Here is a 24860-nt window from a genome sequence, read left to right as displayed (position 1 = left end):
AGACGGAAAAAATTCCGGGCGGGTGCGCTTATCAAGCGCCTCGCCCGTTTGTGTTCAGGCGCGTTGGGATCGACCCAGTCGGGTTCGACCCCGGCGCGCACCTCCCGATAGAGGATCAAAGTGGCTCGCAAGACTCCTATCGAGCGCTACCGTAACATCGGTATTAGCGCTCACATCGACGCCGGCAAGACGACGACGACCGAGCGCATTCTGTTTTACACCGGCGTGAACCACAAGATTGGTGAAGTTCACGACGGCGCCGCGACCATGGACTGGATGGAGCAGGAGCAGGAGCGTGGCATCACGATTACCTCCGCTGCTACGACCGCGTTCTGGAAGGGCATGGGCGGTAACTACCCTGAGCATCGCATCAACATCATCGACACCCCGGGCCACGTCGACTTCACGATTGAAGTTGAGCGCTCGATGCGCGTGCTCGACGGTGCATGCATGGTTTACTGCGCAGTGGGCGGCGTTCAGCCCCAGTCGGAAACCGTGTGGCGCCAGGCGAACAAGTACAAGGTTCCCCGTCTCGCGTTCGTCAACAAGATGGACCGTACGGGCGCGAACTTCTTCAAGGTCTACGACCAGCTGAAGACGCGTCTGAAGGCGAACCCGGTTCCGGTCGTGGTGCCTATCGGCGCAGAAGACACGTTCCAGGGCGTGGTCGACCTGATCAAGATGAAGGCGATCATTTGGGACGAAGCGTCGCAAGGCACGAAGTTCGACTACGTCGACATCCCCGCAGAACTCGTTGACTCGTGCAACGAATGGCGCGAAAAGATGATCGAGTCGGCTGCTGAAGCCAGCGAAGAGCTGATGGAAAAGTACCTCGGCGGCGAAGAGCTGAGCGAAGCGGAAATCGTCAAGGCGATCCGCGACCGTACCATCGCTTGCGAAATCCAGCCGATGCTGTGCGGCACCGCGTTCAAGAACAAGGGCGTGCAGCGTATGCTCGACGCCGTGATCGACTTCCTGCCGTCGCCGGTGGACATTCCCCCGGTCAAGGGCGAACTCGAAAACGGTGAAACGGCAGAGCGCCGTGCAGCCGACGACGAAAAGTTCGCCGCACTCGCGTTCAAGATCATGACCGACCCGTTCGTCGGCCAGCTGATCTTCTTCCGCGCGTACTCGGGCATCGTCAACTCGGGCGACACCGTGCTGAACTCGACCAAGGGCAAGAAGGAACGCCTTGGCCGTATTCTGCAGATGCACGCGAACAACCGTGAAGAAATCAAGGAAGTTCGCGCAGGCGACATCGCTGCTGCTGTCGGCCTGAAGGAAGCAACCACGGGCGACACGCTGTGCGACCCGGCGAACCCGATCATTCTGGAACGCATGGTGTTCCCGGAGCCGGTGATTTCGCAGGCCGTCGAGCCGAAGACCAAGCCTGACCAGGAAAAGATGGGCATCGCCCTGAACCGCCTGGCACAGGAAGATCCGTCGTTCCGCGTCCAGACGGACGAGGAATCGGGCCAGACCATCATTTCGGGCATGGGCGAGCTCCACCTCGAAATTCTGGTCGACCGTATGAAGCGCGAATTCGGCGTGGAAGCAACTGTCGGCAAGCCGCAGGTTGCATACCGCGAAACGATCCGCTCCACGGCGAAGGACGTCGAAGGCAAGTTCGTCAAGCAGTCGGGCGGTCGCGGCCAGTTCGGTCACGCTGTCATTACGCTTGAGCCGAACGAGCAAGGCAAGGGCTACGAGTTCCTGGACGAGATCAAGGGTGGTGTGATTCCGCGTGAATACATCCCTGCGGTCGACAAGGGTATCCAGGAAACGCTGAAGGCAGGCGTGCTGGCAGGCTTCCCGGTCGTCGACGTCAAGGTTCACCTGACGTTCGGTTCGTACCACGACGTTGACTCGAACGAAAATGCGTTCCGCATGGCCGGTTCGATGGCGTTCAAGGAAGCAATGCGCAAGGCGCAGCCGGTCATCCTCGAACCGATGATGGCCGTCGAAGTCGAAACGCCGGAAGACTACATGGGCAACGTGATGGGCGACCTGTCGAGCCGTCGCGGTATTGTCCAGGGCATGGAAGACATGATTGGCGGCGGCAAGATCGTTCGCGCCGAAGTGCCGCTGTCGGAAATGTTCGGCTACTCGACGTCGCTGCGCTCGCTGTCGCAAGGTCGCGCAACGTACACGATGGAATTCAAGCACTACGCAGAAGCACCGCGTAACGTGGCCGACGCGATCATTAGCGCGAAGGCGAAGTAAGCATCGGCGCAAGGCGGGTCCGGCATGGGCTGGACTCGCCCCGCACTGTCACCGATTCACCACTTTTTTGAAAGAAGAGAAACATGGCAAAGGGTAAATTCGAACGGACCAAGCCGCACGTCAACGTCGGCACGATCGGTCACGTTGACCACGGCAAGACCACGCTGACGGCAGCGATCACGACGGTTCTGACGCAGAAGTTCGGCGGCGAAGCGAAGGCATACGACCAGATCGATGCAGCGCCGGAAGAAAAGGCACGTGGTATTACCATCAACACCGCACACGTCGAGTACGAAACGGCTAACCGCCACTACGCACACGTCGACTGCCCGGGCCACGCTGACTATGTGAAGAACATGATCACGGGCGCGGCACAGATGGACGGCGCGATCCTGGTTTGCTCGGCAGCTGACGGCCCGATGCCGCAGACGCGTGAGCACATCCTGCTGGCACGTCAGGTTGGTGTTCCGTACATCATCGTCTTCCTGAACAAGTGCGACATGGTCGACGACGCCGAGCTGCTCGAGCTGGTCGAAATGGAAGTGCGCGAGCTTCTTTCGAAGTACGACTTCCCGGGCGACGACACCCCGATCGTCAAGGGTTCGGCCAAGCTGGCGCTGGAAGGCGACAAGGGCGAACTGGGCGAAGTGGCGATCATGAGCCTGGCAGACGCACTCGACACGTACATCCCGACGCCGGAGCGCGCAGTTGACGGCGCCTTCCTGATGCCGGTTGAAGACGTGTTCTCGATCTCGGGTCGCGGCACGGTGGTGACGGGTCGCGTTGAGCGCGGCATCGTCAAGGTCGGCGAAGAAATCGAAATCGTCGGTATCAAGCCGACGGTGAAGACGACCTGCACGGGCGTGGAAATGTTCCGCAAGCTGCTCGACCAGGGTCAGGCAGGCGACAACGTTGGTATCCTGCTGCGCGGCACGAAGCGTGAAGACGTCGAGCGTGGCCAGGTTCTGGCCAAGCCGGGTTCGATCCAGCCGCACACGCACTTCACGGCTGAAGTGTACGTGCTGAGCAAGGACGAAGGCGGCCGTCACACGCCGTTCTTCAACAACTACCGTCCGCAGTTCTACTTCCGTACGACGGACGTGACGGGCTCGATCGAGCTGCCGAAGGACAAGGAAATGGTCATGCCGGGCGACAACGTGTCGATCACGGTGAAGCTGATCGCTCCGATCGCGATGGAAGAAGGTCTGCGCTTCGCAATCCGCGAAGGTGGCCGTACCGTCGGCGCTGGCGTCGTCGCGAAGATCATCGAGTAAATCGAGTAGAATACTCGGCTTGCTGTAGAAGTTGATGTACCCAGGGACCACCCCGCGGCGCCTTGCCGCGGGGTGGTCCTGCGCTCTTTATATTGTCTGGCGGCGCAAGTCCGCCTCGCTCTTTTTAAGGAATCATCATGCAGAACCAAAAAATCCGTATCCGCCTGAAAGCTTTCGACTACCGCCTGATCGACCAGTCGGCTGCTGAAATCGTCGAAACGGCGAAGCGTACGGGCGCAATCGTTCGCGGTCCGGTGCCGCTGCCGACGCGTATCCAACGTTTCGACATCCTGCGTTCGCCGCACGTCAACAAGACGTCGCGCGACCAGCTCGAAATCCGCACCCACCTGCGCCTGATGGACATCGTCGACCCGACGGACAAGACCGTTGACGCGCTGATGAAGCTGGACCTCCCGGCTGGCGTGGACGTCGAAATCAAGCTGCAGTAAGAGTCTCCAGCGCGGCCAGGATAGCCTGATCGCGCTAAGTCTTTGATTGCTTGCGGAAAACGTGGGAGGACGTTATACTTGACGTCTTTTCGCGCATTCGCGCAAAAAATCGGTGTGTCTTTGCGGGCCTTTACCCCGGAAACATGCCGGTACTTTGTAAATTAGCCCCGACCAATCGCAGTCGGGAATGGAGAAAACGATGAGCCTTGGACTCGTAGGTCGCAAGGTTGGCATGACGCGTATCTTCACGGCTGACGGGGATTCGATTCCCGTGACCGTGCTGGACGTGTCCGACAACCGCGTGACGCAGATCAAGACTGTTGAAACCGACGGCTACACGGCCGTTCAGGTTGCGTTCGGTACGCGCCGCGCTTCGCGCGTGACGAAGCCGATCGCAGGTCATCTCGCCAAAGCCGGTGTTCAAGCCGGTGAAATCCTCAAGGAATTCCAGATCGATGCCGCCAAGGCAGCCGAGCTGTCGAATGGCGCCGTGATCGGTGTGGATCTCTTCTCGGAAGGCCAGAAGGTCGATGTGCAAGGCACCTCGATCGGTAAGGGCTACGCCGGTACCATCAAGCGTTACAACTTTGCTTCGGGTCGTGCTTCGCACGGTAACTCGCGCTCGCACAATGTGCCGGGCTCGATCGGTATGGCGCAGGATCCGGGTCGTGTTTTCCCGGGTAAGCGCATGACCGGTCACATGGGTGACGAAACCGTGACGGTGCAAAACCTCGAAATCGCCCGTATCGACGCAGAGCGCAAGCTGCTGCTGGTCAAGGGTGCTGTCCCCGGTGCTAAGGGTGGCAAGGTTTTCGTGACGCCGGCTGTCAAGGCACGCGTCAAGAAAGGAGCGCAATAATGGAACTGAAGCTCCTGAACGCTAATGGTCAGGATGGCGCAGCAGTTAACGCGTCGGACGTCGTGTTCGGCCGTGACTACAACGAAGCGCTGATTCACCAGATCGTTGTCGCCTATCAGGCGAACGCGCGCAGCGGTAACCGCGCGCAGAAGGACCGTGAGCAGGTCAAGCACACCACCAAGAAGCCGTGGCGTCAGAAGGGTACGGGCCGCGCTCGTGCCGGTATGTCGTCGAGCCCGTTGTGGCGTGGCGGTGGTCGCATCTTCCCGAATTCGCCGGAAGAAAACTTTGCTCACAAGGTCAACAAGAAGATGCATCGCGCAGGCCTCTGCTCGATCTTCTCGCAGCTGGCCCGTGAAGGCCGCATCTCGGTCGTCGAAGAGTTTTCGCTCGAAGCACCGAAGACGAAGCTGCTGGCCGAAAAGTTCAAGGCCATGGGTCTCGAATCCGTGCTGGTCATCACCGACACGGTCGACGAGAACCTGTTCCTGGCGTCGCGCAACCTGCCCCACGTGGCAGTCGTTGAGCCGCGCTTTGCCGACCCGCTCTCGCTGATCTACTTCAAGAAGATCCTGATCACGAAGGCTGCGGTTGCCCAGATCGAGGAGTTGCTGTCATGAGCGAGATTCGCAAGAACGATCATCGTTTGATGCAGGTCCTGCTCGCACCGGTGATCTCCGAAAAGGCGACCCTGGTGGCTGAGAAGAACGAGCAAGTCGTCTTCGAAGTCGCGCCGGACGCGAACAAGCAGGAAGTCAAGGCTGCTGTCGAGCTGATGTTCAAGGTCGAAGTCAAGTCGGTGAACATGCTTGTCCAGAAGGGCAAGGCCAAGCGTTTCGGCCGTTTCAACGGCAAGCGCAAGGACGTCAAGAAGGCGTATGTCTGCCTGAAGCCCGGCCAGGAAATCAACTTTGAAGCGGAGGCCAAGTAATCATGGCAATCGTTAAAGTTAAGCCGACTTCGCCGGGTCGCCGCGCGATGGTCAAGATCGTCAACAAGGACCTCCATAAGGGTGCGCCGTTCGCAGCGCTGCTCGAAAAGAAGTCCTCGAAGGCCGGTCGTAACAACAACGGTCGTATCACGACGCGTCACCAGGGTGGTGGTCACAAGCAGCACTACCGCGTGATCGATTTCCGTCGCAACAAGGACGGTATCGCAGCGAAGGTTGAGCGTCTTGAATACGATCCGAACCGTAGCGCGAACATCGCGCTGGTTCTGTACGCAGACGGCGAGCGCCGCTACATCATCGCGCCGAAGGGCGTGACGGTTGGCACGGCTCTCATGTCGGGTTCGGAAGCGCCGATCCGCGCAGGTAACACCCTGCCGATCCGCAACATTCCGGTCGGTACGACGATCCACTGCATCGAAATGCTGCCGGGCAAGGGCGCGCAGATCGCGCGTTCGGCTGGTACGTCGGCAATGCTGCTGGCACGCGAAGGCATCTACGCTCAGGTTCGCCTGCGCTCGGGTGAAATCCGCCGTGTGCACGTTGAATGCCGCGCAACGATCGGTGAAGTCGGCAACGAAGAGCACAGCCTCCGTCAAATCGGTAAGGCTGGCGCGAACCGCTGGCGCGGTATCCGCCCGACGGTCCGTGGCGTTGCAATGAACCCGGTCGACCACCCGCACGGTGGTGGTGAGGGCAAGACTGCTGCTGGTCGCGATCCGGTTAGCCCGTGGGGCACGCCGGCTAAGGGCTACCGCACCCGCAGCAACAAGCGCACGACGAGCATGATCGTCCAGCGCCGTCACAAGCGTTAAGGAGTAGGCAATGGCACGTTCTATTAAGAAAGGTCCGTTCTGCGACGCCCATTTGCTGAAGAAGGTTGAGGCGGCTGCAGCAACGCGCGACAAGAAACCGATCAAGACCTGGTCGCGTCGTTCGACGATCCTGCCGGATTTCATCGGCCTGACGATCGCCGTTCATAACGGCCGTCAACACGTTCCCGTGTATGTCACGGAAAACATGGTCGGCCACAAGCTTGGCGAGTTCGCACTGACCCGTACGTTCAAGGGTCACGCAGCCGACAAGAAGGCCAAGAAATAAGGGGCAATCAAGATGGAAGTGAAGGCAATTCATCGCGGTGCCCGCATCTCGGCGCAGAAGACGCGTCTTGTGGCTGACCAGATCCGCGGTCTGCCGGTCGACAAGGCACTGAACGTTCTGACGTTCTCGCCGAAGAAAGCGGCAGGCATCGTGAAAAAGGTTGTGCTGTCGGCAATCGCCAATGCAGAGCACAACGAAGGTGCTGACATCGACGAGCTCAAGATCAAGAGCATCTACGTCGATAAGGCTGCTTCGCTGAAGCGTTTTACCGCACGCGCTAAGGGTCGCGGTAACCGCATCGAGAAGCAATCGTGTCACATCACTGTGACGGTCGGGAATTAAGGAGCCATACGATGGGACAGAAAATTCATCCGACTGGCTTCCGTTTGGCCGTCAGCCGCAATTGGGCTTCGCGTTGGTACGCGAACAACAACAATTTCGCGGCGATGTTGAAGGAAGACATCGGTGTTCGTGAATACCTGAAGAAGAAGCTGAAGAACGCTTCGGTGGGCCGTGTTGTGATCGAGCGTCCGGCTAAGAACGCTCGTATCACGATTTACAGCTCGCGTCCGGGTGTGGTTATCGGCAAGAAGGGCGAGGACATCGAACTCCTCAAGGCCGAACTGCAAAAGCGCATGGGCGTGCCGGTTCACGTCAACATCGAAGAAATTCGCAAGCCGGAAACGGATGCGCAACTGATCGCCGACTCGATTACGCAACAGCTCGAGCGCCGCATCATGTTCCGTCGCGCAATGAAGCGCGCGATGCAGAACGCGATGCGTCTGGGTGCCCAAGGCATCAAGATCATGAGCGCCGGCCGTCTGAACGGTATCGAAATCGCACGTACCGAATGGTACCGCGAAGGTCGAGTGCCGCTTCACACGCTGCGTGCTGACATCGACTACGCAACCTCGGAAGCGAAGACGACGTACGGCATCATCGGCGTGAAGGTTTGGGTCTACAAGGGCGACACGCTCGGCCGTAACGACGCACCGGTGGTTGAAGAAGTCGCCGAAGAAAAGCGTCCGCGCCGCAACGCTCGTCCGGGTGGCGACCGTCGTGGCCGTGAAGGCGCGCCGGGTGCCCGTCGTGGCGCACCGCGTCGTGACGGCAAGACTGGAGAATAACGATGCTGCAACCGAAACGCAGGAAGTATCGCAAAGAGCAGAAGGGTCGTAACACCGGCGTCGCAACTCGCGGCAACGCAGTTTCGTTCGGTGAATTCGGTCTGAAGGCTATCGGTCGTGGTCGTCTGACCGCACGCCAGATTGAGTCGGCACGTCGTGCAATGACGCGTCACATCAAGCGTGGTGGCCGCATCTGGATCCGTATCTTCCCGGATAAGCCGATCTCGCAAAAGCCGGCGGAAGTACGTATGGGTAACGGTAAAGGTAACCCTGAGTACTACGTCGCTGAGATTCAGCCGGGCAAGATGCTGTATGAAATGGATGGTGTGTCCGAAGAACTGGCCCGTGAAGCCTTCCGTCTGGCTGCAGCCAAGCTGCCGCTGAAGACGGTCTTCATGGTTCGCCAGCTCGGCGCCTAAGGAGTGATTTGATGAAGGCATCTGAACTTCTTCAGAAAGACAAGGCCGCGCTCGATCAAGAGCTGTCGGACCTCTTGAAGGCGCAATTCGGCCTGCGCATGCAACTCGCGACCCAGCAGCTCACGAACACGAGCCAGCTGAAGAAGGTTCGTCGCGACATCGCACGTGTGCGGACCGTCCTGACTCAGAAGGCGAACCAGAAATGAACGAAAGCGTGAAAACCTCGCTTAAGCGGACGCTGGTCGGCAAAGTCGTCAGCAACAAGATGGACAAGACGGTCACCGTTCTGGTCGAGCGCCGCGTCAAGCACCCGATCTACGGCAAGTACGTCGTGCAGTCGAAGAAGTACCACGCTCACGACGAAGCGAACACGTACAACGAGGGTGACCTCGTTGAAATCCAGGAGACCCGTCCTCTCTCGAAGACGAAGGCCTGGACCGTGTCGAAGCTGATCGAAGCAGCACGCGTCATCTAAAAAATGACGCAAACCCCGGGGAGCCGAAGTTGGCACCATCCCCGGGGAGTAGAAGTTGTTGAAATCGCTAAAGATTTCGCTTGCGAGACCAAGATTATAGAGTTATAGTCTTGGTCTTCCCTCTTTATGGGCGCGTTGTTGGCAAAGCAACGGGCGGTGTAGTGAGGGAAGTGGTTCGGACGCCAGTCCGGATCTGCAAGATTCACCGGAATGCGATGGCCGGTTTCGTTTGCCGTCGCTGCTGTTCTTACCCAAGCAGCTGAGCGGTCGTTCTAGTGGCGGCGCGGCTGACGGGACCAAGACTGACCGGATGTGCCATGGTGGCGCAACCGGATTAAGTTGGGAAAGATAAACCATGATCCAGACCGAAACTCGGCTTGAAGTAGCCGACAACACGGGTGCGCGTGAAGTCATGTGCATCAAGGTGCTCGGCGGCTCGAAGCGTCGTTATGCCAGCATTGGCGACATCATCAAGGTGACCGTCAAAGAGGCAACGCCGCGTGGGCGCGTGAAAAAGGGCGAAATCTACAACGCTGTTGTGGTTCGCACCGCGAAGGGCGTGCGCCGTCAAGACGGCTCGCTGATCAAGTTCGATGGCAACGCCGCCGTGCTTTTGAATACCAAGCTTGAGCCGATCGGCACCCGTATCTTCGGGCCGGTTACGCGTGAGCTGCGTGGTGAACGATTCATGAAGATCGTTTCGCTTGCGCCGGAAGTGCTGTAAGGAGTCGCGATGAACAAGATTCGCAAGGGTGACGAAGTTATTGTCGTCACTGGCAAAGACAAGGGCAAGCGCGGCGTCGTAGTGGCGATTGGCGAAGAGCGCGTTACTGTCGAAGGCATCAACATTGCTAAAAAGCATGTTAAGCCGAACCCCATGAAGGGTACGACGGGTGGCGTGGAAGCCAAGGCTATGCCGCTGGCTATCTCGAACGTCGCATTGGTCGACGCGAACGGCAAGCCGTCGCGCGTGGGCATCAAGGTCGAAGGGGACAAGAAGGTTCGTTTCCTGAAGACGACCGGTGCTGTCCTGAGCGCCTGACGCTGCGGAGTAAAAAATGGCACGTTTGCAAGAATTTTACAAAGAGAAGGTCGTTCCTGGCCTGATCGAGAAGTTCGGTTACAAGTCGGTCATGGAAGTGCCGCGCCTCACCAAGATCACCCTGAACATGGGTGTTGGTGAAGCCGTCGCTGACAAGAAGGTCCTTGAGCACGCCGTTGGCGACCTCACGAAGATCGCCGGCCAGAAGCCTGTTATCACCAAGTCGCGTAAGGCAATCGCTGGTTTCAAGATCCGCGAAAGCTACCCGATTGGCACGATGGTTACCCTGCGTGGCAATGCCATGTACGAATTCCTGGACCGTTTCGTTACGGTTGCGCTGCCCCGCGTGCGCGACTTCCGTGGCGTGTCGGGCAAGGCATTCGACGGCCGTGGTAACTACAACATCGGTGTGAAAGAGCAGATCATTTTCCCCGAAATCGACTACGACAAGATCGACGCACTGCGTGGGCTGAACATCAGCATCACGACGACCGCGAAGACTGACGAAGAAGCAAAGGCACTGCTCGCCGGCTTCAAGTTCCCGTTCCGCAACTGAGGTTACCGTGGCTAAACTGGCACTGATCGAACGTGAAAAGAAGCGCGCTCGTCTGGCAGCGAAATTTGCACCGAAGCGTGCAGAGCTGAAGGCGATCATCGACGACCAAAGCAAGTCGGAAGAAGAGCGTTACGCAGCTCGCCTCGAACTGCAACAACTGCCCCGTAACTCGAACCCGACCCGCAAGCGTAACCGCTGCGCGATCACGGGTCGTCCGCGTGGCACGTTCCGCAAATTCGGTCTCGCACGTAACAAGATTCGTGAAATCGCGTTCCGTGGTGAGATCCCTGGCATCACCAAGGCGAGCTGGTAATAGGAGAAACATAAATGAGCATGAGTGATCCTATCGCCGATATGCTGACTCGCATCCGCAATGCGCAGATGGTCGAGAAGGTTTCGGTTGCTATGCCCTCGTCGAAAGTGAAGATTGCGATTGCGCAGGTTCTGAAGGACGAAGGTTATATCGACGACTTCGCGGTGAAAACCGAAGGTGCGAAGTCGGAATTGAACATCGCGTTGAAGTACTACGCTGGCCGTCCGGTTATCGAGCGCATTGAACGCGTTTCGAAGCCTGGTCTGCGCGTGTACCGCGGCCGCAACGACATCCCGTCGGTCATGAATGGCCTGGGTGTTGCGATCGTCTCGACGCCGAAGGGTGTGATGACGGACCGCAAGGCGCGCGCTACTGGCGTCGGCGGCGAAGTTATCTGCTACGTCGCTTAAGACCTAAGGAGAAGAAACATGTCTCGAGTAGGTAAGAGCCCGGTCGCGCTGCAAGGCGCAGAAGCGACGCTCAGCGACGAGAAGATTACCGTCAAGGGCGCGCTGGGTACGATTTCGCAAGCTGCGAACGGCCTCGTGAAAGTGGTCAACGACAACGGCGTGCTCAAGTTTGAGCCGGCGGACGACAGCCGCGAAGCGAATGCGATGTCTGGCACGATGCGCGCGATCGTCGCGAACATGGTGCATGGCGTGACGAAGGGTTTTGAGCGCAAGCTGACGCTGGTTGGCGTTGGTTACCGTGCTCAGGCACAAGGCGACAAGCTGAACCTGTCGCTGGGTTTCTCGCACCCGGTGGTGCACCAGATGCCGGAAGGCGTGAAGGCTGAAACCCCGTCGCAAACGGAAATCGTGATCAAGGGGATCGACAAGCAGAAAGTTGGCCAGACCGCAGCCGAAGTGCGCGGTTATCGCCCGCCGGAGCCCTACAAGGGCAAGGGTGTGCGTTACGCCAACGAGGTCGTGATCCTCAAAGAAACGAAGAAGAAGTAAGGGTGCGCAATCATGGATAAGACTCAAACTCGCCTGCGCCGCGCTCGTCAGACGCGTCTCAAGATCGCTGAGCTGCAGGTCGCGCGCCTGGCCGTGCATCGCACGAACACGCACATCTACGCGCAAGTGTTCTCGCCGTGCGGCACCAAGGTGCTCGCCAGCGCGTCGACGCTTGAAGCCGAAGTGCGTGCGCAACTGGCTGACCAGTCGGGCAAGGGCGGCAACGTCGCTGCAGCCTCGCTGATCGGCAAGCGTATTGCAGAAAAGGCTAAGGCCGCCGGCATCGAATCCGTCGCCTTTGACCGCTCGGGTTTCCGCTATCACGGCCGCGTCAAGGCGCTGGCTGATGCTGCGCGCGAAGCCGGGCTCAAGTTCTAAGGAAGGAATTCGTCATGGCAAAGATGCAAGCGAAAGTTCAGGCTGACGAACGCGACGACGGCCTTCGCGAAAAAATGATTTCGGTCAATCGCGTGACCAAGGTTGTGAAGGGCGGCCGTATTCTCGGTTTCGCCGCTCTGACCGTGGTTGGCGATGGTGATGGCCGCGTCGGTATGGGCAAGGGCAAGTCGAAAGAAGTGCCGGTTGCTGTCCAGAAGGCGATGGAACAAGCTCGTCGCAACATGTTCAAGGTGCCCCTGAAGAACGGCACCCTGCAACACGAAGTGCACGGCAAGCATGGCGCATCGGTCGTCCTCCTCGCTCCGGCGAAGGCAGGTACGGGCGTGATCGCCGGCGGCCCGATGCGCGCAGTGTTCGACGTGATGGGCGTGCAGAACGTCGTGGCAAAGAGCCACGGTTCGACGAACCCGTACAACCTCGTGCGTGCAACGCTGGACGGTCTGCGCAAGCAGTCGACGCCGGCTGACATCGCGGCGAAGCGCGGCAAGTCCGTCGAAGAAATTCTGGGCTAAGGTGGGCACCATGTCTGAAAAAACTGTCAAGGTTCAGCTCGTCAAGAGCCTGATTGGGACCCGCGAAACGCACCGTGCCACTGTGCGCGGTCTCGGCCTGCGCCGCCTGAACTCGGTTTCCGAGCTGCAGGACACGCCGGCTGTGCGCGGCATGATCAACAAGGTCTCGTACCTCGTTAAGGTCATCGGCTAAGCGGTCGACCAAAGACTCCAGGAGTTGAAAATGGAATTGAATAACCTGAAGCCGGCAGAAGGCGCGAAGCACGCTAAGCGTCGCGTCGGCCGCGGCATCGGCTCTGGCCTCGGCAAGACCGCAGGTCGTGGTCACAAGGGTCAGAAATCGCGTTCGGGCGGCTTTCATAAAGTCGGCTTCGAAGGCGGTCAGATGCCTCTGCAGCGTCGCCTGCCGAAGCGTGGCTTCACCTCGCTGACGAAGGAATTCGTCGGTGAAGTGCGCCTTGCTGACATCGAGAAGCTGCCGGTCGACGAAATCGATCTGTTGGCTCTCAAGCAGGCAGGTCTCGTTGGCGAAATGACCCGTTCCGCAAAGATCATCGCTACTGGCGAGATCAAGCGCAAGGTCGTGGTCAAGGGCCTGGGTGCGACGAAGAATGCGCGTGCTGCGATTGAAGCAGCAGGCGGTTCTTTTGCCGAGTGATTGTGAGTGGTGCGTGCGGGCTTGCCCGCCGTCACTAACATCTGCATCGGAGAAGGTACTTGGCTAACAGCCCGAGTCTCGCAAAAACCGGTCGCAGCGCTCCGAAGTTCGGCGACCTGCGCCGGCGTGCAATGTTCTTGCTGCTGGCGCTGGTCGTTTATCGTATCGGTGCGCACATTCCGGTGCCGGGCATCGACCCGGATCAACTGGCGAAGCTCTTCCAGAGCCAGTCAGGCGGCATCCTTGGCATGTTCAACATGTTCTCGGGCGGCGCACTGTCTCGCTTTACGATCTTCGCGCTGGGTGTGATGCCGTATATCTCGGCGTCGATCATCCTGCAGCTGATGGCGATCGTCTCGCCCCAGCTCGAGGCGCTGAAGAAGGAAGGGCAGGCTGGACAACGCAAGATTACGCAGTACACGCGGATCTTCACGGTAGTGCTGGCGACCTTTCAGGCCTTCGGCATTGCAGTCGCGCTGGAAAATCAGCCGGCACTCGTGATCGATCCGGGCATGGTGTTCCGTCTGACGACGGTCGTGACGCTGGTGACGGGCACGATGTTCCTGATGTGGCTTGGTGAGCAGATCACGGAACGCGGGCTTGGCAACGGTATCTCGATCATCATCTTCGGCGGTATCGCAGCGGGTTTCCCGAACGCGATTGGCGGTCTCTTCTCGCTGGTGCAAACCGGCTCGATGGGCCCCGTCTCGGCGATCATCATCGTGGCGCTGATTGCAGCCGTGACGTACCTGGTGGTGTTCATCGAACGCGGCCAGCGCAAGATCCTCGTGAACTATGCGAAGCGTCAGGTTGGCAACAAGATCTACGGTGGGCAGTCGTCGCACCTGCCGCTCAAGCTGAACATGTCGGGCGTGATTCCGCCGATCTTTGCATCGTCGATCATCTTGTTCCCGGCAACCATCCTGAACTGGTTCAGTTCGGGTTCGCGAGACAGCTGGTTCGCGAACACGCTGCACAACGTGGCCGAAGCCCTCAAGCCTGGCCAGCCCGTGTACGTGTTGCTGTATGCGTTGGCGATCGTCTTCTTCTGCTTCTTCTACACCGCTCTGGTGTTCAACAGCAGGGAAACGGCCGACAACCTGAAGAAAAGTGGCGCGTTCGTTCCTGGCATCCGTCCGGGCGATCAGACGGCACGTTATATCGACCGCATCCTCACGCGTCTGACGCTGGCCGGTGCGATCTATATCGTGTTTGTCTGTCTACTGCCTGAGTTTCTGGTGCTGCGCTGGAATGTGCCGTTTTATTTTGGTGGAACGTCGCTGCTGATCATTGTCGTCGTCACAATGGACTTCATGGCGCAGGTGCAGTCGTACGTCATGTCGCAACAATATGAATCGCTGCTCAAGAAGGCCAACTTCAAGGGTGGCGGAGTCCCGATGCGTTAAGGACCTATGGCCAAAGACGATGTAATCCAGATGCAGGGTGAGGTGATCGAAAACCTCCCCAACGCTACCTTTCGGGTGAAGCTGGAAAACGGCCATGTCGTTCTAGGGCATATTTCCGGAAAAATGAGGATGCACTACATCCGCATTCTTCCGGGCGACAAGGTGACGGTTGAATTGACGCCTTACGATCTGTCGCGTGCGCGGATCGTGTTCCGGGCGAAGTGATTTAGAAAAAGGGTAATATCATGAAAGTGATGGCATCGGTAAAGCGCATGTGCCGTAACTGCAAGATCATCAAGCGTAACGGCGTCGTTCGCGTGATCTGCAGCACGGAGCCGCGCCACAAGCAGCGTCAAGGCTGAGTGATTTAAGCGCACTTTTGCCTGCGCTTTTTGTTTGAGGAAAAACAATGGCTCGTATTGCAGGGGTTAACATCCCGAACCACCAGCACACTGAAATCGGCCTGACGGCAATTTTCGGTGTCGGTCGCACGCGTTCGCGCAACATCTGCGTTGCCGCGGGTGTGCCGTTTAACAAGAAGGTCAAGGACCTGAACGACGCGGATCTGGAAAAGCTGCGCGAGGAAGTGGGCAAGTTTGTTGTCGAAGGCGATCTGCGCCGTGAAACGACGATGAACATCAAGCGCCTGATGGACCTCGGCTGCTACCGCGGCGTGCGCCATCGCAAGGGCCTGCCCCTGCGTGGCCAGCGTACGCGCACCAACGCACGTACGCGCAAGGGTCCGCGCCGCGCAGCACAGTCGCTGAAGAAGTAAGCGGTTCTGACAGTTACAGGAAAACGTAATGGCTAAGGCTTCGAACAACTCCGCGGCGCAACGCGTTCGCAAGAAGGTTAAGAAGAACGTCGCCGAGGGCGTAGTTCACGTTCACGCGTCGTTCAACAACACGATCATCACGATCACCGATCGTCAAGGCAATGCTCTTGCCTGGGCAACGTCGGGTGGCCAGGGCTTCAAGGGTTCGCGTAAGTCGACCCCGTTTGCAGCTCAGGTCGCAGCGGAGTCGGCTGGCCGTGTTGCAATGGAATACGGCGTCAAGAACCTCGAAGTGCGTATCAAGGGCCCCGGCCCGGGTCGCGAATCGGCGGTGCGCGCGCTGCATGGTCTTGGCATCAAGATCACCGCGATCTCCGACGTTACGCCGGTCCCGCACAACGGCTGCCGTCCGCCGAAGCGCCGTCGTATCTAAGGCGTCGCATAAGCCGACTGCCTGAGCCGCCGGTAACGGCGTCCCAGGCTCTCGGCGTTATTGAATTGACTAAGCCCACCGTTCGGTCCAAAGGGCCGGACTAGCGCGAGCCGCGGGGTCTCCCCGTTCCAAGGCTTTGCGTGATCAATTATCGAAGGAAAGCAACGTGGCACGTTATATCGGCCCGAAGGCCAAGCTGTCCCGCCGTGAAGGCACCGACCTCTTCCTGAAGAGCGCACGCCGCTCGCTCGCTGACAAGTGCAAGCTCGACAGCAAGCCGGGTCAGCATGGCCGCACCTCGGGCGCCCGCACGTCCGACTACGGCACGCAGCTTCGCGAAAAGCAAAAAGTGAAGCGTATCTACGGTGTCCTCGAGCGCCAGTTCCGCCGCTACTTCGCGGAAGCTGACCGTATCAAGGGCAACACCGGCGAAAACCTGCTGCAACTGCTCGAATCGCGTCTCGACAACGTCGTGTACCGCATGGGCTTCGCATCGACCCGCGCTGAAGCGCGTCAGCTCGTGAGCCACAAGGCTCTCACGCTGAACGGCGTCGTCGCGAACATCCCGTCGATGCAAGTGAAGGCAGGCGACGTCGTTGCTATTCGCGAAAAGGCGAAGAAGCAAGTGCGTATCGTCGAAGCGCTCTCGCTGGCTGAGCAAGGTGGCATGCCGGGTTGGGTTGCGGTCGACGCGAAGAAGTTCGAAGGTACGTTCAAGAGCGTGCCGGAGCGCAGCGACATCGCTGGCGACATCAACGAAAGCCTGATCGTCGAATTGTATTCGCGTTAATCGGATTGACGGCCGGGGTAGCCTCTGTGCTTCGCGCAGGAGGTGGCCTCGGCTGTTTTTTTCAGGTTGTGGCCATCTCAGCCTTATCGGTGTAACGAGCCGAGGGTATTGAAAAGGAAAACCTATGCAAACCAGTTTGTTGAAACCCAAGATCATCGCTGTGGAATCGCTCGGCGACAACCACGCGAAAGTGGTCATGGAGCCGTTCGAACGCGGTTATGGCCATACCTTGGGTAACGCGCTTCGGCGCGTTCTGCTGTCGTCGATGATCGGCTATGCGCCGACCGAAGTGACGATCGCAGGCGTCGTGCACGAGTACTCGACGCTCGATGGTGTGCAAGAGGATGTGGTCAACCTGCTGTTGAACCTGAAGGGCGTGGTCTTCAAGCTGCATAACCGTGACGAAGTGACGGTTACGCTGCGCAAGGAAGGCGAAGGCGTTGTCACCGCTGGCGACATCGAACTCTCGCACGACTGCGAAGTCATCAACCCGGAACACGTCGTTGCGCATCTGACGAAGGGCGGCAAGCTCGACGTCCAGATCAAGATCGAGAAGGGCCGCGGCTACGTGCCGGGCAACGTGCGCCGTTACGGCGACGAATCGGCCAAGATCATCGGCCGTATCGTCCTGGACGCGTCGTTCTCGCCGGTTCGCCGTGTGAGCTACGCCGTGGAAAGCGCGCGTGTCGAACAGCGTACCGACCTCGACAAGCTCGTGATGAACATCGAAACCAACGGCGTGATCTCGCCTGAGGAAGCGATCCGCCAGTCGGCGCGCATCCTCGTGGATCAGCTGTCGGTGTTCGCTGCACTGGAAGGCACCGAAACGGCAGCGGAAGCGCCGTCGCGTGCGCCGCAGATCGATCCGATCCTGCTGCGTCCGGTGGACGATCTCGAACTCACGGTTCGCTCGGCGAACTGCCTGAAGGCCGAGAACATCTACTACATCGGCGACCTGATCCAGCGTACCGAGAACGAGCTGCTCAAGACCCCGAATCTGGGTCGCAAGTCGCTCAACGAGATCAAGGAAGTGCTTGCTTCCCGCGGTCTCACGCTCGGCATGAAGCTCGAAAACTGGCCGCCGGCTGGTCTCGACAAGTAAGTAATGTGGCAGCGACGCGGATTTTCCTTTAGAATCCGCGTCTTGCCTTTTTCTGTACCGGCCCGTGCCTTGGTCGGGGTTGCGAAACCCGCGAGGCGATAGAAGAGCTGGACTAAAACTTTGTTTCAAGGAAATTGAAATGCGTCACCGCCATGGTCTGCGGAAACTGAACCGCACGAGCAGCCACCGTCTGGCAATGCTCCGTAACATGTCCAACTCGCTGATCGAGCACGAAGTCATCAAGACGACGCTGCCGAAGGCGAAGGAACTGCGTAAGGTTGTCGAGCCCCTCATCACGCTCGGCAAGAAGCCCTCGCTGGCAAACCGTCGTCTGGCGTTCAACCGCCTGCGCGATCGTGACTCGGTCACGAAGCTGTTCGAAGTTCTGGGTCCGCGTTTCGCGAACCGTCCGGGCGGCTACCTGCGTATCCTGAAGTTCGGTTTCCGTGTTGGCGACAACGCACCGATGGCACTGGTCGAACTGCTCGACCGTCCGGAAGTCACGGAAGAGAACGTCCAGGAAGCGGAATAAGCTTCTAGTCGCTTGATCCCAGGATCAAGCGGCGCGCGAAAAAGCCAGGCCTAGCCTGGCTTTTTTGTTTTTGGCGTCCCCGGCTGCGATGCGCGCAGCCAAATGCCATCGAGCTTGATCTACCGCCACCTTCGGGTTGAGTCGTCAACTTATAGTAAGGGTCTGAGCGGGCGTCGCCGGCAATGGGGGAGACATGTCTTATTATTCGGGAATTATTTTAGGATTCCGTAGTAATTGTGAGGCCGAACGGAGGCGATTGTCCGTGCGTTCGGCCATTCGATTTTTGGCTGCGTTGTGCGCGTTGACGGCCATGCTGGCGCTGTCCGCGTGCGGCAGTTCCGTGGATACCACGGCGGGCGCGACCGTTCAGGCCGCCAAGCTGGCCGAAAGCCTGAAACTGAGCGTCGCGATCGATACCAACGACGCGAGCCAGGCGGGCGTGTCATGCGCGAACCTCGGCGCGGACTGGGCGAGTTGCGCGCGCGGCCGCTTGATCCTCGAAAATCTGGGCTCGGAGCCGCTCAAGGCCGGCGGATGGACGCTCTATCTGCACAGCATCCGCCGCGTGCTCGCCATCGATAACGCAGCGATTGTCTGGCGTCACATCACTGGCGATCTGTACGCGCTTTCGCCCGCGCAAGGCGCATTTACGCTCGCGCCGGGACAACGCATCGAAGTGCCGTTCGTGGGCGAGTACTGGTATCGGCGCTATAGCGATTTGCTGCCGCGTGCTTACGTGGTGGTCGAAGGCGCGACGCCCGTCGTCCTCAAGGCAAACAATACCGACGACGAAACCCAGTACGTCGAAAGCCTGCCGCCCAACCCCGATAGCGCAGCCGATTTCACGCAGACGCCCGCGCAAATCCAGCGTGCTCGCGCCGAGGCCGCGGCACCGTCCGCGCAGCAGGTTGCCGGGCGTGCCGTTCCCGCTGTCCTGCGCGAAGAGAGCGGCGACGGCGATCTGAACGTCGCCGGCGTGGCGCTCTCGTTGCCGGGACTGCAGGCCGGGCAGCTTGCTTCGTTGCAGTCGCGGGCATCGGCACTTGGGCTGACAGGTACGCCCGTGACCGTGACTGGCCGCATCGCGCCCGCTGCGTTGCCCGCCGACGTGGCCGTGTCGGGCGGTTATCGCCTGACGATCGCGCGCGATGGCGTGAGCATCGACGGCTACGACGCAGCAGGCGTCTACTACGGCGTCCAGACGCTCTTTTCGCTGACGCCTGCAGGCGGCGGCCGCGTGCCCGCGCTGACGATCGAGGATGCGCCGCGCTACACGCATCGCGGCATGATGGTCGATCTCGCGCGCAACTTCCGCCATCCGGCGACGCTGCAGCGCCTCATGGACCAGATGAGCGCCTACAAGCTCAACCGCCTGCACCTGCATCTCTCCGACGACGAAGGCTGGCGCATTCAGATTCCCGGCTTGCCCGAGCTGACCGACATCGGCGGCCAGCGCTGCCATGATCTGGACGAAAACCGCTGTCTCCTGCCGCAACTGGCATCGGGTCCGAACAACGAATCGGGCGGCGGTTACCTGAGTCGTGCCGATTACGTCGCGCTCGTGCGCTACGCGTCGGATCGCTTTATCGAGGTCATTCCCGAAATCGACATGCCGGCGCACGAGCGTGCCGCCGTGGTGTCGATGGAAGCTCGCTACCGCAAACTGCACGCGCAGGGCGACGAACAGGGCGCCAACGAGTACCGGCTGCTGGACCCGCAGGACACGTCGAACATCACGTCGGTGCAGTTCTACGACCGTCGCACGGCGCTCAATCCGTGTTCCGACAGCGCGCGTCGTTTTGCCGGCAAGGTGATCGGCGAAATCGCGGCGATGCATCGCGAAGCCGGCGCGCCGCTATCGGTCTGGCACTTTGGCGGCGACGAGGCGAAGAACATCCTGCTCGGCGCGGGCTTCCAGGCGCTCGACGGCAGCGACGCCGGCAAGGGGCGCATCAATCTCGCCGCGCAGGACAAACCGTGGGCGCGCTCGCCGTGGTGCACCGCCTGGGTTCAGCAAGGCAAGGTCGCTTCTGTCGATGAACTGCCGACGAAGTTCGCGATCGATGTCAGCCAGCTTGTCAGCGCCAATGGCATCGGCGCGATGGCGGCCTGGCAGGACGGCGTGAAGCACGCCAATGGTCCGCAGGACTTTGCGACCGGCAGCGTGATGGTGACGCTCTGGGACACGCTCTACTGGGGCGGCGCGGATACCGTGCAGTCGTGGAGCCAGAAGGGTTATCGCGGCGTGCTCGCCTTGCCGGATTATCTCTACTTCGACTTCCCGTACACAATCGATCCGCACGAGCGCGGCTATTACTGGGGCTCGCACGCGACCGACAGCTTCAAGGTCTTCTCGCTCGCGCCCGACAACCTGCCGCAGAACGCCGAAATCATGCCCGATCGCGACGGCAAGCCGTTCGAGATCGTGACCACGGGCACGGCGCCGCATATCGAAGGCATGCAGGGGCAGGCGTGGGCCGAGGTGATCCGCAACGACCAGCTGTTCGAGTACATGGTGTATCCGCGTCTGCTCGCGCTGGCCGAACGTTCCTGGCACCGGGCGTCATGGGAGTTGCCGTATCGGGTGGGCGAGCGCTTCAAGCTCGGCGATACCGATAAGGTCGACAAGGCCGCACTGGCGCAGGACTGGGCCGCGTTCATGCGCGTGCTGGAGACGCGCGAGATCGCCAAGCTGCAGCGCACGGGTGCGATCGTGCGCCCGTCGCTCAGACTTTCCAGCAACTAACGGGAAAGAGCGGACAAAAAGCGGATCAAGCGCGATCCTGCGTCGCGCGATGTCCAGGAAAGCCAGGCCAGCCCTGGCTTTTTTGTTTGCGGCGCGGGAATAAACGCCAGGTGGGCGCGTTTGCCACTCACGGGCGCCGCAGGTGCATGAGTAAAGCCAATCGGCGCCGGTGGTACGATAACGTTCTGCCTTTCCTGGCCTTGGCGCGCACGCGCGCAGCAACGAGGCCGCCTGCCGGAGTTCGTCGTGACCCTCAATGTGATCCCCAGCGTAACCCTGATGCTGACCACCGTGCCCGACGAGGACATCGCCGAAAAGCTCACCGCCGGTATACTGGCGCAGCGGCTCGCGGCCTGCGTGACGCGTCTGGGCGCGGTGCATTCGCAGTATCACTGGCAGGGCAAGATCGAATCCGGCGACGAGATCCAGTTGCTTTTCAAGACGAGCCTCGCGCGCGCGGCCGAGCTCGAACAGTTCATCCAGACCGAGCATCCCTACGAAACGCCCGAGATTCTTTCGTGGCAGGTCACGGCGTCGAACGCCTATGGCCAGTGGGTTCATGCCGAGACACAGCGTCCCATTCATGTCTAACCGCTTCGATCGGCGCCTGCGCGCCGCGCCGTACGCCCCGTTGCAGGCCTTTCTTGCGTTCATCGCTTGCTTGCTGCCGCTGTTGTTCGGCGCCGCGCCTGCCCACGCCGACGACGATTTCCTGCCGCCCGATCAGGCCTTCACCTTCAGCGCGAGCGAAGAGCCGGGCATGGTCGATGTGCATTTCAAGATCGCCGATGGCTACTACATGTATCGGGAGCGTTTTGCCTTTGCGGCGCGCAATGCGGCCAATGGCGGTACGGCCACGCTTGGCGACGCGCAGATCCCGCCCGGCCACGTGAAGTTCGATCCGACCTTCAACAAGAACGTCGAGACCTATCGCAAGGAACTGACGATCCGCGTGCCCGTGAAGGCCGCGAGCGCTGCGTTCGATCTCGCGGTGACCTCGCAGGGTTGCGCCGATGCAGGCATCTGCTATCCGCCCGCCGAACACGTCTACCACGTGAGCGGAGCTGCGTTGCAAGCGGCGGGTGCGCCTCAGGGCGCCGCACCCGGCGTCGCCGCCGACTCCGCCCAGCCGTGGTACGAGCGCGCCACCAGCGCCGATTACGCGCAATCGCTGCTGCAAGGCGGCGGTTTCTTCGCGGTCGTCGGTCTCTACTTCGTCGCGGGCATGGTGCTGAGCCTGCTGCCCTGTTCCTATCCGATGATCCCGATCCTCTCGGCGATCATCGTCGGCGAGGGCGCGCAGGTCACGCGCGCGCGCGGCTTCGCGCTGTCGTTCGTCTACGTGCTCGGCATGGCGCTGGTCTACACCGTGCTCGGCATTGCCGCCGCGCTGGTCGGGCAGAGTCTGGGCGCGTGGCTGCAGAATCCGTGGGTGCTGGGCGCCTTCGGCATCCTGCTGACGGCCTTCGCCATGATGCTGATCGCCGGCTACGACATCGCGCTGCCGCAGCGCTGGCAGGACGGCGCCTCGCGCGCGTCGCAGGGCCGCTCGGGCGGCAAGTTCGCCGCCGTTGCGCTGATGGGCGCGCTGTCCGCGCTCGTGGTCGGCGCCTGCATGACCGCGCCGCTCTTCGCCGTGCTCGCGTTCATCGCCCATACGGGCAACGCCGTGCTCGGCGGTGCGGCGCTGTTCGCGATGGGCATCGGCCTTGGCGTGCCGCTGATGATTCTCGGTCTGGGCGCGGGCACGCTGCTGCCGCGCGCGGGCACGTGGATGGACGGCGTGAAGGTGTTCTTCGGCGTGGTGCTGCTGGCGGCGGCGCTGTGGATCGTCTGGCCGGTGCTGGGCGCGACCGCGCAGATGTTGCTGGCCGCGCTCTGGCTGCTGCTGGCGGCCGCCGCGCTGGGCCTGTTCACGCCGAACGCCGGGCCCGCCAACGTCTGGCGCCGGCTCGGCCGCGGCGTGGGCGCGGCATTCGCCATCTGGGCCGCGACGCTGATCGTCGGTCTGGCTGCCGGCTCGGTCGACCCGCTGCGCCCGCTCGCCGTGCTGGCGGCACATGAAGGCGCGGCCGGTGCAGCGCAAACTGCAGGCGCGCCGGCTGATGCATTGAGCTTTGCGCCCGTGCGCTCGTCGGCGCAACTCGACGCGGCGCTCAAGACGGCGGGCAAGCCGTCGATGCTCGACTTCTACGCCGACTGGTGCGTGAGCTGCAAGGAGATGGAGAAGTTCACCTTCAGCGACCCGCGCGTGCAGGCGAAGCTCGCGCAACTGGGCCTGCTGCGCGCCGACGTGACCGCCAACAGCACCGACGATCAGGCGCTGCTCAAACGCTTTGGCCTGTTCGGCCCGCCGGGCATTATTTTCTTCGATACGAAGGGCAACGAAGTGCTGCGCGTGGTCGGCTATGAGAACGCCGATAAATTCCTCGCACGTCTCGATCGCGTGTCCGCGACGCCGGCATCGTCGGCACCTGCGCCCAATGCCGATGCGCAAGCGCCATCGGCATCGGTCGTGCCGTCGCGGGATCTGCTCAAACTGCCGGGAAATCAGTCGTAAATCCGTCGCGCAAACGAAAAAGGCACGTCTCGCGACGTGCCTTTTTGCATGGCGTCTTGCCCGTAAGCGGCGTGCCGCTTACTTCTGCGCGCGCAACAACCGTGCGGCGTCCAGCGCGAAATACGTCAGGATGCCGTCAGCGCCCGCGCGCTTGAACGCGAGCAGCGATTCCATCATCGCCTTGTCGTGATCGAGCCAGCCGTTTTGCGCGGCGGCCTTGAGCATCGCGTATTCGCCGCTGACCTGGTACACGTAGGTCGGGAAGCGGAATTCGTCCTTCACGCGGCGCACGATGTCCAGATACGGCATGCCGGGCTTGACCATCACCATGTCCGCGCCTTCCTCGATGTCGAGGCGCACTTCACGCAGCGCTTCGTCCGAGTTCGCCGGGTCCATCTGGTAGGTCATCTTGTTGCCCTTGCCCAGATTCGAGGCCGAACCCACCGCGTCACGGAACGGACCGTAGAACGCCGAAGCGTACTTGGCCGAGTAGGCCATGATCTTCGTGTGGATGTGGTTCTCGCTTTCGAGCATCTCGCGGATCGCGCCGATACGGCCGTCCATCATGTCCGAAGGCGCGACGATATCGACGCCCGCTTCGGCCTGCGTGCGCGCCTGCGCAACGAGGATCTCGATGGTCTGATCGTTGATGACGTAACCGTTCTCGTCGAGCACGCCGTCCTGGCCGTGGCTCGTGTACGGGTCGAGCGCGACATCGCAGAGCACGCCCAGATCCGGGAAGCGCTTCTTGAGTTCGCGCACGGCACGCGGGATCACGCCGTCGGGGTTGGTCGCCTCGATGCCGTCGGGCGTCTTCAGCGCCGGATCGACGGCGGGGAAGAGCGACAGCACGGGCACGCCCAGTTCGACGCATTGTTCGGCCACGCCCATCAGCAGATCGACCGAAACGCGCTCGACGCCGGGCATCGACGGCACGGCTTCGCGCACGTTTTCGCCCGCGACGACAAACACGGGATAGATCAGATCGTTGGTGGTGAGGAGGTTTTCGCGCATCAGGCGGCGCGAGAAGTCGTCACGGCGCATACGGCGGGGACGATGATGCGGGTAGAAGCTCATGTCGGCGGATTATCTTGAAACAAAACGCGCTTCCGGAGCGCAGGAAACTTTTCAGGACAATGGTATATCATACCGATCGAGCGAGGCGCCTTGCGCCAGACTCCCCGCTTCTCCTCCCTGAGCGGGT

At 60.6% G+C, this 24860-nt stretch carries 35 protein-coding genes; 34 read left to right on the top strand and 1 reads right to left on the bottom strand.

Annotated features, from left to right (window positions below):
* The first annotated feature begins 120 nt into the window (after positions 1-120).
* The 34 genes from fusA to dsbD all read left to right on the top strand — a co-directional run bounded on the left by fusA (position 121) and on the right by dsbD (position 23656).
* The gene (fusA, locus tag U5A67_RS32770; protein WP_321817587.1) at positions 121-2223 is read left to right on the top strand and encodes an elongation factor G; all 2103 of its coding nucleotides are present in this window, start codon (positions 121-123) and stop codon (positions 2221-2223) included.
* Positions 2224-2306: 83 nt separating this feature from the next.
* Positions 2307-3497, top strand: a complete 1191-nt coding sequence (gene tuf / locus U5A67_RS32765) for an elongation factor Tu (RefSeq protein ID WP_205986964.1) — start codon at positions 2307-2309, stop codon at positions 3495-3497.
* Positions 3498-3634: 137 nt separating this feature from the next.
* Positions 3635-3946 (top strand): 30S ribosomal protein S10, encoded by a 312-nt coding sequence (rpsJ, locus tag U5A67_RS32760; RefSeq protein ID WP_027819357.1) that lies wholly within the window; start codon positions 3635-3637, stop codon positions 3944-3946.
* A 199-nt stretch (positions 3947-4145) separates the two neighbouring features.
* Entirely contained in the window at positions 4146-4805 is a 660-nt protein-coding gene (gene rplC, locus U5A67_RS32755) for a 50S ribosomal protein L3 (RefSeq protein ID WP_167065684.1), read from the top strand.
* A complete protein-coding gene (gene rplD, locus U5A67_RS32750; protein WP_027819355.1) occupies positions 4805-5425 on the top strand; it encodes a 50S ribosomal protein L4 in 621 nt (206 codons plus the stop codon). Before rplC ends, rplD begins: the two co-directional genes overlap by 1 nt.
* Complete coding sequence (gene rplW / locus U5A67_RS32745; RefSeq protein ID WP_167065687.1) at positions 5422-5736, top strand: 50S ribosomal protein L23; 315 nt, start codon at positions 5422-5424, stop codon at positions 5734-5736. Before rplD ends, rplW begins: the two co-directional genes overlap by 4 nt.
* A gap of 2 nt (positions 5737-5738) precedes the next feature.
* Complete coding sequence (rplB, locus tag U5A67_RS32740) at positions 5739-6566, top strand: 50S ribosomal protein L2 (protein WP_205986963.1); 828 nt, start codon at positions 5739-5741, stop codon at positions 6564-6566.
* Positions 6567-6576: 10 nt separating this feature from the next.
* Positions 6577-6852, top strand: a complete 276-nt coding sequence (gene rpsS, locus U5A67_RS32735; RefSeq protein WP_027797286.1) for a 30S ribosomal protein S19 — start codon at positions 6577-6579, stop codon at positions 6850-6852.
* Positions 6853-6864: 12 nt separating this feature from the next.
* Positions 6865-7194, top strand: a complete 330-nt coding sequence (gene rplV / locus U5A67_RS32730; protein ID WP_004199272.1) for a 50S ribosomal protein L22 — start codon at positions 6865-6867, stop codon at positions 7192-7194.
* An 11-nt stretch (positions 7195-7205) separates the two neighbouring features.
* Positions 7206-7979 carry a 30S ribosomal protein S3 gene (rpsC, locus tag U5A67_RS32725; protein ID WP_205986962.1) on the top strand — a complete coding sequence of 258 codons (774 nt, stop codon included), beginning with the start codon at positions 7206-7208 and terminating at the stop codon, positions 7977-7979.
* Positions 7980-7981: 2 nt separating this feature from the next.
* Positions 7982-8398, top strand: a complete 417-nt coding sequence (rplP, locus tag U5A67_RS32720; RefSeq protein WP_205986961.1) for a 50S ribosomal protein L16 — start codon at positions 7982-7984, stop codon at positions 8396-8398.
* An 11-nt stretch (positions 8399-8409) separates the two neighbouring features.
* Positions 8410-8604, top strand: a complete 195-nt coding sequence (gene rpmC, locus U5A67_RS32715; RefSeq protein WP_027819350.1) for a 50S ribosomal protein L29 — start codon at positions 8410-8412, stop codon at positions 8602-8604.
* Positions 8601-8873 carry a 30S ribosomal protein S17 gene (gene rpsQ / locus U5A67_RS32710; RefSeq protein WP_028206516.1) on the top strand — a complete coding sequence of 91 codons (273 nt, stop codon included), beginning with the start codon at positions 8601-8603 and terminating at the stop codon, positions 8871-8873. Before rpmC ends, rpsQ begins: the two co-directional genes overlap by 4 nt.
* A 355-nt stretch (positions 8874-9228) precedes the next feature.
* Positions 9229-9597, top strand: a complete 369-nt coding sequence (rplN, locus tag U5A67_RS32705; RefSeq protein ID WP_205986960.1) for a 50S ribosomal protein L14 — start codon at positions 9229-9231, stop codon at positions 9595-9597.
* 9 nt (positions 9598-9606) lie between these two features.
* Positions 9607-9915, top strand: coding sequence for a 50S ribosomal protein L24 (gene rplX / locus U5A67_RS32700; RefSeq protein ID WP_027819348.1), 309 nt, complete (start codon positions 9607-9609; stop codon positions 9913-9915).
* A 16-nt stretch (positions 9916-9931) separates the two neighbouring features.
* Positions 9932-10471: a 50S ribosomal protein L5 gene (gene rplE / locus U5A67_RS32695; RefSeq protein ID WP_028206519.1), complete on the top strand. Its 540-nt coding sequence runs from the start codon at positions 9932-9934 to the stop codon at positions 10469-10471.
* 7 nt (positions 10472-10478) lie between these two features.
* Positions 10479-10784 (top strand): 30S ribosomal protein S14, encoded by a 306-nt coding sequence (rpsN, locus tag U5A67_RS32690; protein ID WP_027819346.1) that lies wholly within the window; start codon positions 10479-10481, stop codon positions 10782-10784.
* Positions 10785-10798: 14 nt separating this feature from the next.
* Positions 10799-11194 carry a 30S ribosomal protein S8 gene (gene rpsH, locus U5A67_RS32685; protein ID WP_205986959.1) on the top strand — a complete coding sequence of 132 codons (396 nt, stop codon included), beginning with the start codon at positions 10799-10801 and terminating at the stop codon, positions 11192-11194.
* Between the two features lie 18 nt (positions 11195-11212).
* A complete protein-coding gene (rplF, locus tag U5A67_RS32680) occupies positions 11213-11743 on the top strand; it encodes a 50S ribosomal protein L6 (RefSeq protein WP_205986958.1) in 531 nt (176 codons plus the stop codon).
* Positions 11744-11755: 12 nt separating this feature from the next.
* Complete coding sequence (gene rplR / locus U5A67_RS32675) at positions 11756-12121, top strand: 50S ribosomal protein L18 (RefSeq protein ID WP_205986957.1); 366 nt, start codon at positions 11756-11758, stop codon at positions 12119-12121.
* Positions 12122-12135: 14 nt separating this feature from the next.
* Positions 12136-12654: a 30S ribosomal protein S5 gene (gene rpsE / locus U5A67_RS32670; protein WP_027819342.1), complete on the top strand. Its 519-nt coding sequence runs from the start codon at positions 12136-12138 to the stop codon at positions 12652-12654.
* 10 nt (positions 12655-12664) lie between these two features.
* Positions 12665-12847 (top strand): 50S ribosomal protein L30, encoded by a 183-nt coding sequence (gene rpmD / locus U5A67_RS32665; protein ID WP_010106952.1) that lies wholly within the window; start codon positions 12665-12667, stop codon positions 12845-12847.
* A 30-nt stretch (positions 12848-12877) separates the two neighbouring features.
* Positions 12878-13312: a 50S ribosomal protein L15 gene (gene rplO / locus U5A67_RS32660; protein ID WP_028222618.1), complete on the top strand. Its 435-nt coding sequence runs from the start codon at positions 12878-12880 to the stop codon at positions 13310-13312.
* Between the two features lie 59 nt (positions 13313-13371).
* On the top strand, positions 13372-14718 hold the full coding sequence (gene secY / locus U5A67_RS32655) for a preprotein translocase subunit SecY (RefSeq protein ID WP_205986956.1): 1347 nt from the start codon (positions 13372-13374) through the stop codon (positions 14716-14718).
* A gap of 6 nt (positions 14719-14724) precedes the next feature.
* Positions 14725-14943 (top strand): translation initiation factor IF-1, encoded by a 219-nt coding sequence (gene infA, locus U5A67_RS32650; protein ID WP_004521905.1) that lies wholly within the window; start codon positions 14725-14727, stop codon positions 14941-14943.
* A gap of 20 nt (positions 14944-14963) precedes the next feature.
* Entirely contained in the window at positions 14964-15080 is a 117-nt protein-coding gene (rpmJ, locus tag U5A67_RS32645; protein ID WP_205986955.1) for a 50S ribosomal protein L36, read from the top strand.
* A 47-nt stretch (positions 15081-15127) separates the two neighbouring features.
* Positions 15128-15493, top strand: coding sequence for a 30S ribosomal protein S13 (gene rpsM / locus U5A67_RS32640; RefSeq protein ID WP_103706958.1), 366 nt, complete (start codon positions 15128-15130; stop codon positions 15491-15493).
* A 28-nt stretch (positions 15494-15521) separates the two neighbouring features.
* Positions 15522-15926 (top strand): 30S ribosomal protein S11, encoded by a 405-nt coding sequence (rpsK, locus tag U5A67_RS32635; protein WP_006052224.1) that lies wholly within the window; start codon positions 15522-15524, stop codon positions 15924-15926.
* Positions 15927-16092: 166 nt separating this feature from the next.
* On the top strand, positions 16093-16716 hold the full coding sequence (gene rpsD / locus U5A67_RS32630; protein ID WP_205986954.1) for a 30S ribosomal protein S4: 624 nt from the start codon (positions 16093-16095) through the stop codon (positions 16714-16716).
* Positions 16717-16840: 124 nt separating this feature from the next.
* The gene (locus tag U5A67_RS32625) at positions 16841-17818 is read left to right on the top strand and encodes a DNA-directed RNA polymerase subunit alpha (RefSeq protein WP_158951561.1); all 978 of its coding nucleotides are present in this window, start codon (positions 16841-16843) and stop codon (positions 17816-17818) included.
* A 139-nt stretch (positions 17819-17957) separates the two neighbouring features.
* Positions 17958-18350 carry a 50S ribosomal protein L17 gene (gene rplQ / locus U5A67_RS32620; protein WP_167065719.1) on the top strand — a complete coding sequence of 131 codons (393 nt, stop codon included), beginning with the start codon at positions 17958-17960 and terminating at the stop codon, positions 18348-18350.
* Positions 18351-18660: 310 nt separating this feature from the next.
* Positions 18661-21096, top strand: a complete 2436-nt coding sequence (locus tag U5A67_RS32615; protein ID WP_321817594.1) for a family 20 glycosylhydrolase — start codon at positions 18661-18663, stop codon at positions 21094-21096.
* Positions 21097-21375: 279 nt separating this feature from the next.
* Entirely contained in the window at positions 21376-21687 is a 312-nt protein-coding gene (cutA, locus tag U5A67_RS32610; RefSeq protein ID WP_321817593.1) for a divalent-cation tolerance protein CutA, read from the top strand.
* On the top strand, positions 21680-23656 hold the full coding sequence (gene dsbD / locus U5A67_RS32605) for a protein-disulfide reductase DsbD (RefSeq protein WP_321817586.1): 1977 nt from the start codon (positions 21680-21682) through the stop codon (positions 23654-23656). Before cutA ends, dsbD begins: the two co-directional genes overlap by 8 nt.
* A gap of 78 nt (positions 23657-23734) precedes the next feature.
* Here dsbD and hemB read toward each other — a convergent pair whose 3' ends face one another.
* Positions 23735-24733 (bottom strand): porphobilinogen synthase, encoded by a 999-nt coding sequence (hemB, locus tag U5A67_RS32600; protein WP_205986951.1) that lies wholly within the window; start codon positions 24731-24733, stop codon positions 23735-23737.
* Positions 24734-24860 lie beyond the last annotated feature (127 nt).

It is taken from the genome of Paraburkholderia sp. J69-1 (assembly GCF_905220255.1).
Lineage (GTDB): Bacteria > Pseudomonadota > Gammaproteobacteria > Burkholderiales > Burkholderiaceae > Paraburkholderia.
The sequence above is the reverse complement of the archived record's forward strand: the minus strand, read 5'-3'. Positions and strand labels throughout refer to the sequence as shown.